The following is a 15,419-nucleotide window of genomic DNA, read 5'->3' on the forward strand; positions in this document are numbered from 1 at the left end:
ATGGGAAAAGTAAAGACGAAGTTTTTTTCATACGGTCAAAGAGAAATTGAGTATTTGCAAAATGTCGACCAAATACTCGGAGCTGCGATGAAACGATTGGGAAAGATTGATCGTGAGGTTATTCCTGACCTGTTTACAGCTCTTATCTATGCTATTGTTGGACAACAGATTTCTGTTAAGGCAGCATATACGGTATGGCATAGAATGCAGCTCCACTTTGAAGAGATGATTCCACAACATATTGCTTTGGCTACAGTGAAGGAAATTCAACAATGCGGTATGTCTACAAGAAAAGCGATTTATATTAAGAATATTGGTGAAGCAGTGATGTTCGGCAGTTTGAAACTTATGGAACTATATGACCTGCCAGATGAAGAGGTTATCAAGCGCCTATCTAAAATGAATGGCATTGGTGTCTGGACGGCAGAAATGCTGCTTCTTAATTCGATGGAACGCCCTGACATTGTTAGCTGGGGCGATATTGCCATAAGGCGGGGCATGATGAACCTCTATAATCTCACAGATATTACAAAAGAACAATTTGAAAAATACAAGAAACAATATTCTCCTTACGGCTCCGTAGCGTCTATCTATCTCTGGAAATTATCCTTTGAAGATGGCAATAGTCTTTGACCCATTAGTTTAAGCAATTTGGCAAAAGAATAATTTTTGAAATTCTATGCTATGACACATTATCAAAGTTACTTTATTCTTAATTGAGTGAGTAGCTTTTTTTTATTTGTGCAAAGTGTGCCCAGCAAAGCTGTAATTTGCTAACTGGTGAAATTCCAGTCAAAGTACCGCCAAGGGGTTTGTAGCCATAAGACCAATGTTATTAGAAATAAGGTCGTTGAAGCGTCCTGTTGAAATATTTTTACATTTATTGGAGGAAAAACGGTGATAAATGGAGTATATTGTATTTAAAGTAATATTATAACAAATTACTAAAAGTATGGAAGAAGGAAACAATATTGCAAAAAAAGATATTTATTTTGTTGTCGGTATGCTTGTTATTTATTTCAATAATAATAGGGGGTTGTGCTACTATGTCAAACAAAACTACAACGACGAATAATAAATTTCCTGACAAACCTATTACTATTATTGTAGGTTTTAGTGTGGGGGGAGGATCGGATCTTTTAGCTCGAGCGATGGAAAAAGTAGCGCCTAAATATTTAGGTCAATCCTTGGTTGTTCTAAATAAACCTGGTGGGGCTGGAGCCAACGGTTGGAATGAACTAGCTGGTTCTAGTCCTGACGGCTATACGCTTGCTATTGTTACACCTGAACTACTATTATTGCCACTTTATGGAGAAACTAAATATCATTATCCAACAGCCTTAGAACCCATTGCACAGATTTCAACCTTGCCTTATGTGATGATAGTATCTGCCGATCAGCCTTGGCAAAATGTCCAAGAAGTAATCGAATATGCTAAACAACATCCAGGAAAACTGAAATTTGGGCATAGTGGCATAGGTTCAATGCCGCATATAATTGGCGAAACATTTAAAAAGGTTGCGGATATTGATGTTGAGCAAGTTCCTTTTCGGAGTGGTAATGAAACACTTATTGCTTTATTAGGCGGAAATATTGATATTGCGATTATGAATACACTGACACCTAGAGAGCATATAAAAACCGGTACTGTAAAAGCACTCGCAGTGCCAAAGCAGCAGAGACTTTCTGATCCAACTTTAGCACATATACCAACATTTAAGGAACAGGGACTTGCTATTGTATTTGATAGTTGGTATGGAGTAGCAGCGTCTAAAGATCTACCACCAGAGATTGCAGCAAGGTTAGCCGAAGGGTTCAATGCGATGGTTTCCGATCCAGAGCTTAAAAACAATATGGATGCCCTTGGAGTGGAACTTAAATATTTAGGTCCAAAAGAATTTCAAAACAAATGGCTAGAAGATAACGTAAAATTAACTAACATCATACAGGAAACTGGAATTTTGAATCTAATCAAGGAGCAAAAAAAATAACCAATGGATCAGACTGTAGCAAGATAAAATGTACCCTATAGAGTAGACTGTACAAACGTCTATCCTATAGGGTACATTTTAAATGATGTTCTTCCATCTCATATGCAATTTTTAAGCTGAATGCATTAATACTTTTAATAATTCTTGCCAGCTATTAGCTATATGGATTGCATTTTCATATGCTGGAGTATTCCGCTGCGTCTTAACGGGAAGGCAATTTATCATGACCGTGTTATGGTCGGAGTCCTTTACATGCATTACAACATGTATAGTATTTACATTGGAGTCTGTCTTATTGCGAATCAAGCCGCCAATAGGTTTTAGACCTTCCAATAAAGCCTTGCGAATTTTATCAGTAATTTGAGTTTCGGTAATAATTGCTGGATTATTTTCAACGATTGAAACATCTAGAATATCTTTAGGATCAAATAGTTTATATGACATATTGGTTGATACGATACAAAATCTTTTTGACTCTAGGTCAACATACAGAAACCCCGACAAATCGATACCATTGACAATTGTACACGCACTTGAAGCTCTAAAACCATCAATCTGGGCGACGATAGTATCCGACTGGACAGCTAAAGCATGGACTTTCTTTTTTAATTTATTGCTTTTCAAGATTGAAAAAGCCAAAGCTCCAATAGCCCCAAGGGCTGTTAATAAGAATATGTCAACCACAGTGTCACTCCTCATTTGATTATTAAAGTTATTATTACCACAAATAACTGTGTATTCCTGCATAACATAAAAAGAAAGCCTATAGCCGCAGTCTGAGGGGAGTTGTGATATGTAAAAGGAAATGATGGGTGTGCATGCTGCATAGTTAATCATCAATAAAAACCTATCAAATAACAATTATTAAATAATTAAAAACACTAAAATATATTGACTATTTCCTACTAGGATAGTATGATATAAATACAAACAGACAATCAAAGGAGGTTTCTAAGATGAAACAGGTAGAATTAAAATATGGGTTTGAGGCATTGGAGCCTCATATTGATGAACTTACCATGAGGACGCATTATAGCAAGCATCATGCAACGTATACCAATAATTTTAATGCAGCATTGGAAAAACTCCCAGAGCTATTCGGCAAGACCGTGGAGGAAATCTTGGCAAATCTTCCTGCTATTTCTGATACGACGCTGCGAGCTGCTATCCAGAATAATGGAGGCGGATACTATAATCACAATCTCTATTTTACAATCATGTCACCCGAAGGTGGCACAGAGCCGACAGGGCTTCTGGCAAAACAAATTGAGAAAGAATTCGGAAGTTTTGCTGGTTTTAAAGAAAAAATAAAATCTGCAGCTATTGGCCGATTTGGTTCAGGATGGGCGTGGCTTTCCACCGATTCTGCAGGAAATCTTGCAATCAGCTCTACTCCCAATCAAGACAATCCTCTTATGGAACCAGGCAGCAAATGGATACCCATTCTCGCTATTGATGTATGGGAGCATGCTTATTATTTAAAGTACAAAAACCTGCGTCCCGATTATATTGAAGGTTTCTTTCAAGTAATTGATTGGAAAGAGGTGGCTAGATTATACGAAGCGTCGATTACATAATGGTTTTGAGAACAAATGAATAACACGATTCAAGAAATTGTGAGGCTCCGGTGCTTTTGTTGAGCACGGAGTCTTGTTTTTACTATCAATCCTATGTGATGGGTATAATAAATTGGCAAGAGCAGACACTAAAAGGGTCTGCTTTGTGTTGGTATAGAAGGCAAGTTAAAAAAGCATAGAATATCTATTGTTGTTATATAAAAGGAAAACGAGTACATTGCGTCATTTAAAACATTGGATAAGTTTGCAAGTATTTTTTCGACCAGCGAGGCGGAGGATCCGATCAGATTGAGAATCTGTAAGGTGACGACAACGAAGCAGGGCGGAAAAAGACTGCAAAATTGCCATTGCTTTTAGGTGATGGAATGTACTAGAATACCAAAAGAAGAAAAGGAGAAATGATGACAAAGATGGAAACAGGATGGAATCTAGACAACAGTTATACCCGTCTGCCAGAATCATTTTTTACCAGACAGAGCCCAACCGCTGTACGTTCGCCGAAATTGATCATTCTCAATGATCCACTGGCAGCAACTCTGGGGTTGAATGTCCAGGTGCTGCAAAGCAAAGAGGGCGTTGCGGTGCTCGCTGGCAACCAGATTCCTAAAGGCGCTTTGCCTCTTGCTCAAGCGTATGCGGGGCATCAATTTGGCAACTTTACCATGCTAGGGGACGGCCGGGCTGTGCTGCTTGGTGAGCAGATCACTCCCCTGGGAGCGCGATTTGATATTCAGCTCAAGGGTTCAGGCAGAACGCCATACTCCCGTCGTGGCGATGGTCGAGCGGCACTGGGACCTATGCTCCGCGAATACATCATCAGCGAAGCAATGCATGCACTTGATATTGCAACCACCCGCAGCCTAGCGGTGGTGACAAGCGGTGAGTCAGTAATCCGCGAAAGCGAACAGCCCGGTGCCATTCTGACTCGCGTGGCTGCCAGTCATCTGCGTGTCGGTACCTTTCAATACATTTCGGAATGGGGAACGGTTGAAGATCTCCGATCTCTGGCCGATTATACCTTGCAGCGGCATTTTCCGGGTGCTGACGCTGCTGAGAATCCCTACCTTTTCCTCCTGCAGGAAGTGATCAAGCGTCAGGCAGCATTGATTGCCAAATGGCAGTTGGTTGGCTTTATACACGGGGTGATGAATACGGACAACATGGCCCTGAGTGGCGAAACGATTGATTATGGTCCTTGCGCCTTCATGGACGCCTATGACCCGGGAACGGTATTCAGTTCCATTGACATGAGAGGCCGCTATGCCTATGGCAATCAGCCGCATATTGCCGGGTGGAATCTCGCAAGATTTGCTGAAACCCTATTACCGCTGCTGCATGCCAATGGGGAGCAGGCTGTCAAAATAGCTCAGGACGCAATTTCAGAGTTTAGTGACTTATATCACTATAATTGGCTCGCGGGAATGAGGGCAAAACTGGGACTATTTAATGAAGAATTACAGGATGAATCCCTTATTGAAGACCTTCTCAATATGATGCATAAGTATCGTGGGGATTATACTAATACTTTCCGCGCATTAACTTTTGATGCTCCAAAGGATATGGAACTATTTGGAACCACAGAATTTGCTCAGTGGCATGAGCGGTGGCAGGCAAGACTAGGCAGGCAGCAGGAAGCGAAAGCAGCTTCGAATCAATTGATGCGAAACAGCAATCCTGGGATAATCCCTCGCAACCACCGTGTAGAAGCCGCACTAGAAGCCGCAGTGCAAGGTGATTACAGCGTGATGGAGCGGCTTCTTGCTGTTCTTTCAACCCCCTACGCCCACTCCCCCGAACAGGCTGATTATTCCACACTGCCTGGGCCATCTACTTATCCTTATCGAACCTTTTGCGGTACTTGATATAAAAGCATAGGGATGGTTCATGTTATCCCTCACTTGAGAAGAATGATTTTAGTTTACCTTAGATTCTTTTACTTTCTTCAACAGCATTAGAGCAAAAGAGAAATCTGGTGACCAACTCCTGCAAAGTTGCTTAGCTTTGCAGGAGTTGGTCATTGTTATGCAAAATAAAGACAGGCTGGCTTAAGCCACCCTGAATCAGTAAAAAAGTTGCTGAATTATCATCAGCTTCGAAAATGTTACTACTTGATAAGGAGAGTGAGCATTATATTCAAGCTTCCCTGGACAAACTATTTAAAGATCCTACGACCATTATAGTAGTCCATAGGCTCAGCACATCTGTAATGCGGATGATAATGGTATGCAAGAGCAAGGAATTATAAAGAGTTGTAAGTGCAAAAAAAAGTTCTGTATGCTAAATATTATAATATGCAATTTAAAGGGATTGACGAAATGATTGATGAAAGGGACATAAAAGACAGTCTCGTTATTTTAAAAAGATAACAATAGCTGATGCTGGATAGGAGTTGAAAATATGATATCTCACTCTAAAATACGACGAACAGGGGCCGTTTTCAGGCTGTTTGCAGGATTTCTCACGGAGATTGCCTGGTATAATCTTCTGCGTAAAATATATGGGCCTAAAATAGAGGTCCGACTACCTGAACTTTATCGTAATCAGGCCATTCGTTTTCGGGAGACTGCTTTAGTTCTACAGGGATTAATGATAAAAGTAGGGCAGTTCTTCAGTACCCGTATTGATGTACTTCCTGTGGAATATATTACAGAATTGGCTCTGCTGCAAGATCAAGTGCCACCTGTGAGCAGTAACCAAATCAAAGAAGTGATTGGGTTAGAACTTGGGGGCAAGGTGGAAGAGATATTTGCCGAGTTTGATGATAATCACATCGCGGCAGCATCCTTTGGACAGGTACACCAAGCTGTTTTGCTGTCTGGAGAAGTGGTGGCGGTCAAAGTATTAAGACCATCGATTGAGAAGATTATTGAAATCGATCTCACTGCCTTTCGAACTGTGATCTGGATGTTAAAGGTCTTTACTAAATGGGAGCAGTATGCGGATTTTGATGCCATCTATGCTGAATTTAGTGCTACCATTCGCGAAGAACTTGACTATCGGCAGGAACTGGCTAATCTTGAACGGTTCCGGACAAATTTTCAAGGCGATCCGATGATTTCTGTGCCAGCTGTTTATCCGACATATTCAAGGCAGCGAGTGTTGACACTAGAGTTCGTCTCGGGGTACAAGGTGACAGATCGTGCCGGTTTGTTAGCAGCAGGACTTAACCCAAAAACCGTGGCGGGAAATTTAGTCGATTCCTACCTTAAACAAGCTTTAATACACGGGTTTTACCATGCCGACCCTCACCCAGGTAACTTGTTTGTGAGGCCAGATGGTGGCATTATTTTTATTGATTTTGGCATGGTGGGCAGGATTACAGACCATAACAAAAAGGCTGTCCGTAAATTGATTGGTGGAGTAATCAACAGTAATGCTGAAGAAGTGTCCCATGCTTTGCAAGAATTGGGATTTATTAAGCCAGCGGCCAATCTCTTAAGTTTGCAAAAGGCAATAGCCTTGTTATTGGTTGGTTTGCAGGATATGCAGTTGGAAGAACTAGGAAAACTAAAAATTGATGGGCTTTTAGAAGAATTACGTGAGTTCATTTATTCTCAGCCCTTTCAAATTCCCGTACATTATACTTTTTTGGGTAGAGCTGTGGGGACCCTTTCAGGGATTGCCACAGGGCTAGATCCGAACATGAACATTTTGGCAGTGATAAAACCTTATGCAAAACAGGTTCTTGGTCAAGACTTTTCACCTTTGCAATTGATTTGGCAGAAGGCCAAAAAAGTAGTTTTGGCAGGGGTGGAGGTTCCGCCCTTACTGGAGCAGACTTTAAGAGATCTTCGTGCTGGGGATGTCCAAGTCAAGGTGGAAATGGGACCTGTTTTGAGACAGTTGCGGTTTCAGGAGACTTTAGCAAATCGACTAGTGTGGACTATTTTATTGACAGGCACAGGGATTGGAGCGGCTGTACTTTGGAGTAGCGAGCAAAAAGACGTAGCCATTTCATTACTATATATTATGGGGGTTTTTGCCTTGCTATTGGTAAATAATCTTTACAAACGGGCTGAAAAAGTACTGCGCTGGCATCGTCATTCTCGTCGGTGATGGTGCTAGAGATATAATAGCAAAAAGGTGACAAAAAGGAGGATAGATAAACCTTGAAAGATAAAATTGTAGTAGTAGGCGGATATGGTCAAGTTGGACAAATTATCTGCAAAGATCTTGGAGAACTATTTCCTGGAAAAATTTTTGCTGCCGGCAGAAGCTATGATAAATCTAAAGAATTTTGTTTAAAAACGAATAGCAAGGTTTTACCATTGCAAATGGATGTGCATGAAAATAAACTATCTGAAGATTTCTTTCAAGAAGTATTTCTTGTGGTAATGTGCTTAGACCAGCAGAACCCTAGATTTATGAAAAGGTGTTTAAAAGAAAAGATTCATTATATCGATATCTCAGCTTCTCATGAATTTTTATTGAAAGTAAGAAGTATGAGTTCCAGAATGTCATCAATAGAATCTACTGCTGTGCTTAGTGTAGGTTTAGCTCCAGGGGTGACAAATATGCTGGTGAAACATAGCTTACAGTATTTGGGACAAGTTCATTCTGCTAATATCTACCTTATGTTAGGGTTAGGAGAAAAACACGGCAGGGCAGCGATTGAATGGATGATCGATAACATGAACGCAGTGTTCTTTATAAGGGACAAAGGCGTTAAGAAGCAGGTAAGAAGTTTTGAAGAAGAAAGAAAAATAATCTTCCCTAACGGACTTGGTCAAAGAAGTACTTACCGATTTAATTTTACGGATCAACATGTTCTACCTGAGACTCTAGGAATTCCGTCTGTATCGACAAGAATCTGTTTTGACTCAGCAATGATTACCAATCTAATCGCTCTATTGAAAAAAATAGGTGTTCTATCTTTGCTGCATCAACCAATTTTTCGCAGGCAGGTTATTAAATTGTTTGAGAAGCTTAATTTAGGCTCAGATATATACGTAGCTAAAGTGATTTCCGAAGGAATCATTAAGGAACAAGCAATTCGTTACGAATGTTCTATTTATGGAGAAAAAGAGTCTTATATTACAGGAAAAGTTGCTGCTTTTGTTGCTAAACGTATTTACGCGAAACAGTATCCTCCAGGCATTTTTCATATTGAAGAATTGTTTCAATGGGAAGACTTGTTTGATGAACTCCAGACTTTCATTCATTTCGAGGAGTATAAAAGTGAACTTTAAAAACAGATTCCCTTTCTAAAAGGATGGGCAATCTTGTCACTTTCCTTTGATATAGAATTGAATTAGTCTATAAGACTGCATACGAGTCTTTCTATTTAATTCTCATTTATATAGACTATATTCATAATATGCATACTCTTCGTGAAAGGAGCAGGATTTAGCAATTATGGAAAGCGAATTTTAAAGAGACGGCCGACCATTTCCCATATTCCATTAGCATGGCGAGTCGGAGAACCGTCAACCGTCAACTGGCTCATTCAGGAGCTTATATCATCAAAAGAGATGCTTATGTGATAACTTGTAGTCGATCCCTGCAAAACATGCAAGAGCATTATACCAACCGATACTGCAAATTAAATTTATTGACAGGTTTTTCTAAAAAAATTATAATCATGTTAAGAGATACAGAATTCAAAACTGTGTAACTGACTATAATATTCTTTTTATGTGTATTTTTTAGGTATACCAGTATTCCATATTGCTGATATTTGTTTTGAAAGTAGAATATCGTGCCAGATGCGATTTAAAAATAAAACGAACAATATATAGGGGAAACGAGATGAAAAATTTTTTTGTAGAAACGCCGTTAAAGAAATTTGCTGAAGATTCGTCTGACGCTCTTTATATGCAAATTGTAAGTCGCATTCAGCAGCTTATGCGCGAAGGTCATTTGAAAGAAGGCGACAAATTACCTTCAGAGAGAGAATTAGCTGAAATGTTTGATGTCAGTCGTGTGCCGGTAAGAGAAGCTTTAAAAGTATTGGAGTTTTTAGGCGCTATTCAGTACATACGCGGGGAAGGTGTGTTTGTAAAAAAAATTGAAATGAAACGTATTTTGCATGCTCTTGACTTTTTTATGACTGATCCGACTGATCAGTTAATAAATTTATTTGAAGCGCGTGAAGCTTTTGAAATTCAGGCTGTCCGATTAGCTGCAGAGCGAAGGAATGAGGCTGATATTGAAGCGATACAACAAGCCTTATTGGAAATGGAATTTCTAATTTCCGTTGGGAAACCAGTTTGTGATGTGTCAACTAAATTTCATACGGCTGTCATTGCGGCTGCTCACAATGAAGTTATTAGTGAGGTCAATGAATTTTTATCCGATTTGCTGACTTATTCACGACAAAAATCTTTAAGCGATGTTAGAAGGCATACAGAATCTCTACGATATCATCAACTCATTTTACAGCATATTGTTGAAAAAAATGCGCAAGCGGCAGTTTGTGTTATGCAAGAACATTTAAACAAGGCTAAGATTGCGATTCAAAAAATGATTCATTCTGAGTAAAAATCTTTTTGTTTTATAGAATAAAAATTTATGGTTGTATTTACTGGTATACCGGAATACCAATAAAATCATTTGGTGAATTTTTAAACACCAATCAAAATAGATGAGTTAAGTGGTTCTAATATTTGAAAGGAGAAGGCTTCAATATCAACACATTGAATTTTAAAATGGAGGGATGTACATGGGTATTATCATTACAATTTTAGTGGTTGCTTGGGTTATTTATATGATTATAAAAAAACACTATCCACAAGCTGTTCTCTTGATGGCAGGTATTTTCCTGCTCCTTACCGCCTATTTTACCGGTAGCAATCCTATACTTTCCGCTAAAGAATCTTCTGGCTCAGCTTTGCTAGATATTTTCCATACGATTAAGGTATTGCTTAGTTCCCGCGTTGCCGGTCTTGGACTTACTATCATGTCAATAGCAGGCTTTGCAAAATATATGGAATATATCGGGGCAAGTAAATCTTTATTTGCTGTGGTTGCTTCTCCTCTCAAACATATTAAATCTCCTTATATTCTTCTTGTTCTTAGTTTTTATATGAGTCAGTTTTTGGTATTGTTTATTCCAAGTCATGCTGGATTGGCTTTGTTGCTCATGGTAACGCTGTATCCGATTCTCATAAGAACAGGCGTTAGTAAATTATCCGCGCTTGGCGTAATTGGGTGTGCACAATACATGGATGTTGGTCCTGGTTCGGGCAATGCGATTCTTGCAGCTAATATCTGTAAGGTAGATCCGGCAGTTTATTTTGTTGAGTATCAATTACCAATATTCGTTACAACAACTTTGATTCTTGGCGTTGTGCATTACTATGCACAAAAATGGTGGGATAAAAAAGAGGGTTTTGCTGGTTACGATAATTCTGCTGATTTTGTTAAAGAAGACGAAAGCCGTCCTCCTTTGATCTATGCTGTTCTTCCAATTATCCCGATGATATTCATTTTGGGTTTCAGTCCTATTTTTAAAAGTAAAATTCAAATGGATGTCGTTACTGCAATGTTTTTAAGCACTTTCATCAGTATGATTTTCGAATATGCAAGAACTAAAGATTTTCGAACTACTTTGCAGAGCTTAAAATATTTATATGAAGGAATGGGAAATAGTTTTGCAACGGTAGTAAGTTTAATAGTAGCAGGTGAAGTATTTGCTGCCGGATTAATGAAGATTGGTGCTGTAGATCTTGTGACTGCGAGTGCTCAAAATCTTGGTTTGGGCGTTCATGCCTTAATCATTCTTTTCTGTATAGTAATTGCTTGCTGCGCATTCTTAATGGGGTCAGGCAATGCGGCGTTCTTTTCCTTTGCTGCCCTTGCTCCAAAGATTGCGGCAGCATTAAAAATTGATGTTGTTACTCTCTTGCTGCCAATGCAAATTATGACAAGTTTTGGGCGTGTTGTGTCACCAATTACTGCGGCAATTGTTGCTATAGCTGGTGTTGCAGGGGTATCACCTGTTCAAGTGGTAAAAAGAACTGCAATTCCTATGGCAGTGGCTGTACTTATCAATGTGGCATTTATAGTAATGAAATAATAAGGAGCTGTTTTATTATGAAATGTGCAAAATGCACTCATAGAAAATGTTATTTAGAAGGTCAAAATTGCACTAAAATTGGTCTTGCGGATGTTAAAGAAGCCTATGTGGGCGAGAAACTCGATATTATGAAGGCTGCTGCCTGTACAGAAGGACGTTTTTATAACAACCTTACTCGTTTGGAGGAAACTGTTGAATTTTGTAAACTCATGGGGTATAAAAAAATTGGTATGGCGTTTTGTATCGGTCTTAACCAAGAGGCAAAATTAATTGAAGAGTATTTCTCTAAATTTTTTGAAGTCTATTCGGTTTGCTGTAAAGTTTGTGGTATTGCCAAGGAGAATCTTGATTTAGAACAAATTAAAGAGGGTGCGCGTGAAACCATGTGCAATCCTATTATGCAAGCTAAAGTACTTAAGGATAAAGGGATTGATTTTTGTGTTACCATCGGTTTGTGTGTAGGCCATGACGCATTGTTTACAGGTGCCAGTACTGTGCCTACATCCTGTCTGGTTGCCAAAGACAGAGTACTCGCCCATAATCCATTAGGTGCTGTATATTCCCGCTATTGGCGCAGAAAGTTAGGTATTAATCCTAGTGATCAGGTTTAAGTATAAATTGTGAAGGTGGGATTGCAGTGTTAAAACATAATTTTGACGAACTTGTTAACCGTAAGGGAACCGAATGTAAAAAATGGGATACTTATGCAGACGATGTTATACCTATGTGGATCGCTGATACTGATTTCAAATGTCCCCAGCCTGTTATTGATGCTATGGTTAAAAGAGCGGAACATGGTATCTATGGTTATCCAGTAAATTGTAAAACTTTTGAGAAATCAATTATTAATTGGCAGAAAAAAAGATTCGACTGGGATGTTGACATTGATTGGGTGGAGTATACACCGGCAGTAGTGCCTGCTATTGTATATGCAATGCGGGCCTTCACGAATCCTGGTGACAATATTGTAATTCAGATGCCAGCGTACCACCCTTTTCATGATATTATTCCAAATAATGGTAGACATATTCTTGGAAATAACCTGATTTTAAAAGAAGATGGCAGCTATGAAGTGGATTATGAAAATTTGGAGGCATTACTTAGTAAAAAAAGAACAACTATGTTTTTGCTATGCAGTCCCCATAATCCTGTTGGCAAGTGCTTTACGAGAGAAGAGTTAACAAGAATCTCCGAACTTTGTTTAAAACATAATGTATTTGTTGTTTCAGATGAAATTCACTCTGATATTGTTTATGGAGGGAGCAAGCATATTCCTTTTGGAAGTCTTTCTCAAGAAGCAGCAGACAACTGTGTAGTTTGCGTTAATCCTAGCAAAACTTTTAATATCGCAGGTGTAAGGACTGGGGCTGTAATTATTCCGAATCGGCATAATCACGATCTTTTCTATGCTCCACTTGAAAATAACAAAGCATATGGCAGAACTGTATTTGGTACATTGCCGATTGAAGTCTCCTACAACGAATGTGATTACTATGCAGATCAATTATTAGAGTATTTGCAGGGCAATCTTGAATACCTTGAAAATTTCGTTTCAACAAGAATTCCTAAAATCAAAGGCGGTACCAGTGATTACATATTTCCCTGCATAGTTCTTCAACAATCAAATTTTGCAATAAACCTTATTTTCGGATGATCGAATCATGCCCAATATTGAGGAATATTTTAGTTTTTGCAATTAGAGAGTCAGTCATGAATGAAATAAATAAAGGGGAGCTTAAACGTGGAAAAGAATACATTGCAAATGCGGTTGATTATATTGTTGGTATTATTTTCTTTTTTATCGGCAGCAATAATTGGTGGTGTCAGTTCTTACATGAATGTTAATACTACCAGGGAAGAAATAACAAGAAATAACCAAACAATAGCGAATCAAACTGCCCATGAAATTGAACAATTTATGAATGATGACACAAAATTATTAGAGATACTGGCTTTATCGCCTACTGCATATTCCATGGATGCGGCCAAATTTCGGGAAATGATTATTACGGCCCAAAAAAAGCATCCGGAATTTGAAACAATCTATGTTATGAATGCAACTGGTATGCAGATTGCAAAAACTACCAAATCAGCACTAAACAATAAAGCTGATAAAGACTACTTCAAAAAGGCTCTACAGGGAAATACTTTTCTTACGGAGTCATATATCTCACAGTTGACCAACGCGCCAACTATTACGATTTCAACGCCGATAAAAGATTCAAGTGGCAGTATTGTTGGAGTACTGGCTGGAGATGTAAGTTTAAAAACAATTGGAGAAATTGCTTCTCGAACTTCGGTTGGTAATTCAGGCTATGTGGACGTAGTAGATAATAAAGGTACATTGTTGGCCAGTATACATTCAGAAAAGGTGACAAAGCAAGAAAATATCGGACAAGCGAAATATGTTCAAGATGTTATCGCTGGTCAGGTTGGTAATATGGAAGCTATTTCGTCAGCTGGAGTAGATTCCTTGATTGTATTTGCACCTGTTAAAAGCTATAACTGGGGTATAATTACATACTTACCAAAAAAAGAAATTACCGATCAAATTAAGCATAGTCTGCTGGTGATGTCGGTGTTGATTTTACTGGCTGTGCTTATTGCGGCAGGGACCGCGATTTATGTAGCCAAAGGAATGGCTAAGCCTCTTAATGAACTGGTACAGGTAGCAGATAAAATCGCCAGTGGTAATTTAAGTCAAAAGGTTCAAGTGCAGGGCGTGGCGGAAGTTAATAAATTGGCGATATCGCTGGATAAAATGCGGAAAGATTTACAGAACATTATCCTTGATATTATGTCTTCTGCTGAACAAGTTTCAGCTGCTTCTGAACAGCTTACAGCGAGTGCTGATCAGTCAGCACAGGCCACCCAATTAGTGGCAAATACCATATGTCAATTAGCACAAGGGGCTGATCAGCAAGTTGGTACTATTGATACCACCTCATTAGTGGTACAAAAAATGTCAGCGGGTATTCAGGAAGTATCAGCAAATGCTAGTTCTGTAAGTACCATATCCGAGCAAGCAGCAACTGCGGCGCAGCGTGGCGGAAAATCGATTAAAGCTGTTATGCTGCAGATGGATACGATAGAGCGAACAGTCGCCAATTCGGCAGAGGCGGTAACCAAGTTAGGAGAGCGGTCACTAAAAATTGGTCAGATTGTCGAAACAATTTCCGGTATTGCCGGGCAGACTAATTTGTTAGCACTTAATGCGGCTATTGAAGCAGCTAGAGCTGGCGAACAGGGCCGGGGCTTTGCCGTGGTAGCAGAGGAAGTACGGAAATTAGCTGAGCAATCTCAGGAGGCAACCAAGCAAATTGCTGAATTGATTATTGAAGTTCAGACAGAGACGGATAAAGCCGTGGTAGCTATGAATGATGGTACACGGGAAGTTAAAATAGGTGGTGAAGTTGTTGACACTGCAGGTCAAGCCTTTCAAGAAATTGTAGGACTGGTTGAAGGGGTCTCAGGGCAATTCAAGTGTATTTCATCAGCCATGCAGCAGATGGCTGATGAAAGTCAACAAATTGTAGGGGCAGTCTACGATATTGATAAAATAAGCAAGGCGGCAGCCGAACATACTCAGACGGTATCGGCTACGACTGAGGAGCAGGCAGCATCTATGGAAGAAATTGCAGCAGCCAGCCAATCCTTGGTTAAGATGTCTGAGAAATTACAAAATACTATTGCGAAATTTAAACTGTAAATTACAGGGTCGGTATGTTATTAAGCAGATTTAAATGCTCACGAATCGCATCTGCTAAATCTCAATTTTTTAATAGAAAAGCCGCTAATTGCCTAGATTAAAAGGTAATTAGCGGCTTTCACTGT

The 15,419-nt window shown here is 39.3% G+C and carries 12 protein-coding genes; 11 read left to right on the forward strand and 1 reads right to left on the reverse strand.

Annotation, left to right across the window (positions count from 1 at the left end):
• Nucleotides 1-633, forward strand: a complete 633-nt coding sequence (locus LMF89_RS13270) for a DNA-3-methyladenine glycosylase family protein (protein WP_229535508.1) — start codon at nt 1-3, stop codon at nt 631-633.
• A gap of 413 nt (nt 634-1,046) precedes the next feature.
• Nucleotides 1,047-1,991 carry a tripartite tricarboxylate transporter substrate binding protein gene (locus tag LMF89_RS13275; protein WP_229535509.1) on the forward strand — a complete coding sequence of 315 codons (945 nt, stop codon included), beginning with the start codon at nt 1,047-1,049 and terminating at the stop codon, nt 1,989-1,991.
• Between the two features lie 111 nt (nt 1,992-2,102).
• Here the strand turns inward: LMF89_RS13275 and LMF89_RS13280 are convergent, their stop codons facing one another.
• Nucleotides 2,103-2,675: a hypothetical protein gene (locus tag LMF89_RS13280; RefSeq protein ID WP_229535510.1), complete on the reverse strand. Its 573-nt coding sequence runs from the start codon at nt 2,673-2,675 to the stop codon at nt 2,103-2,105.
• Nucleotides 2,676-2,947: 272 nt separating this feature from the next.
• On the opposite strand from LMF89_RS13280, the gene LMF89_RS13285 reads away from it, so the two are divergent.
• From LMF89_RS13285 to LMF89_RS13325, 9 genes are all read left to right on the forward strand, one after another.
• Complete coding sequence (locus LMF89_RS13285; protein WP_229535511.1) at nt 2,948-3,568, forward strand: superoxide dismutase; 621 nt, start codon at nt 2,948-2,950, stop codon at nt 3,566-3,568.
• Between the two features lie 398 nt (nt 3,569-3,966).
• On the forward strand, nt 3,967-5,430 hold the full coding sequence (locus tag LMF89_RS13290) for a protein adenylyltransferase SelO (RefSeq protein WP_229535512.1): 1,464 nt from the start codon (nt 3,967-3,969) through the stop codon (nt 5,428-5,430).
• A 535-nt stretch (nt 5,431-5,965) separates the two neighbouring features.
• Complete coding sequence (locus LMF89_RS13295) at nt 5,966-7,624, forward strand: ABC1 kinase family protein (RefSeq protein ID WP_229535513.1); 1,659 nt, start codon at nt 5,966-5,968, stop codon at nt 7,622-7,624.
• Between the two features lie 53 nt (nt 7,625-7,677).
• Entirely contained in the window at nt 7,678-8,757 is a 1,080-nt protein-coding gene (locus LMF89_RS13300; protein WP_229535514.1) for a saccharopine dehydrogenase family protein, read from the forward strand.
• Nucleotides 8,758-9,316: 559 nt separating this feature from the next.
• Complete coding sequence (locus tag LMF89_RS13305) at nt 9,317-10,048, forward strand: FadR/GntR family transcriptional regulator (protein WP_229535515.1); 732 nt, start codon at nt 9,317-9,319, stop codon at nt 10,046-10,048.
• A 181-nt stretch (nt 10,049-10,229) separates the two neighbouring features.
• The gene (gene dcuC, locus LMF89_RS13310; protein WP_229535516.1) at nt 10,230-11,585 is read left to right on the forward strand and encodes a C4-dicarboxylate transporter DcuC; all 1,356 of its coding nucleotides are present in this window, start codon (nt 10,230-10,232) and stop codon (nt 11,583-11,585) included.
• Nucleotides 11,586-11,602: 17 nt separating this feature from the next.
• Complete coding sequence (locus tag LMF89_RS13315) at nt 11,603-12,196, forward strand: DUF1847 domain-containing protein (protein WP_229535517.1); 594 nt, start codon at nt 11,603-11,605, stop codon at nt 12,194-12,196.
• A gap of 26 nt (nt 12,197-12,222) precedes the next feature.
• Complete coding sequence (locus LMF89_RS13320) at nt 12,223-13,239, forward strand: MalY/PatB family protein (RefSeq protein WP_229535518.1); 1,017 nt, start codon at nt 12,223-12,225, stop codon at nt 13,237-13,239.
• 87 nt (nt 13,240-13,326) lie between these two features.
• Nucleotides 13,327-15,294, forward strand: coding sequence for a methyl-accepting chemotaxis protein (locus LMF89_RS13325; protein ID WP_229535519.1), 1,968 nt, complete (start codon nt 13,327-13,329; stop codon nt 15,292-15,294).
• The last annotated feature ends 125 nt before the right edge of the window (nt 15,295-15,419 follow it).

This window comes from Pelosinus baikalensis, from assembly GCF_020819555.1.
Taxonomy (GTDB): Bacteria; Bacillota; Negativicutes; order DSM-13327; family DSM-13327; genus Pelosinus; species Pelosinus baikalensis.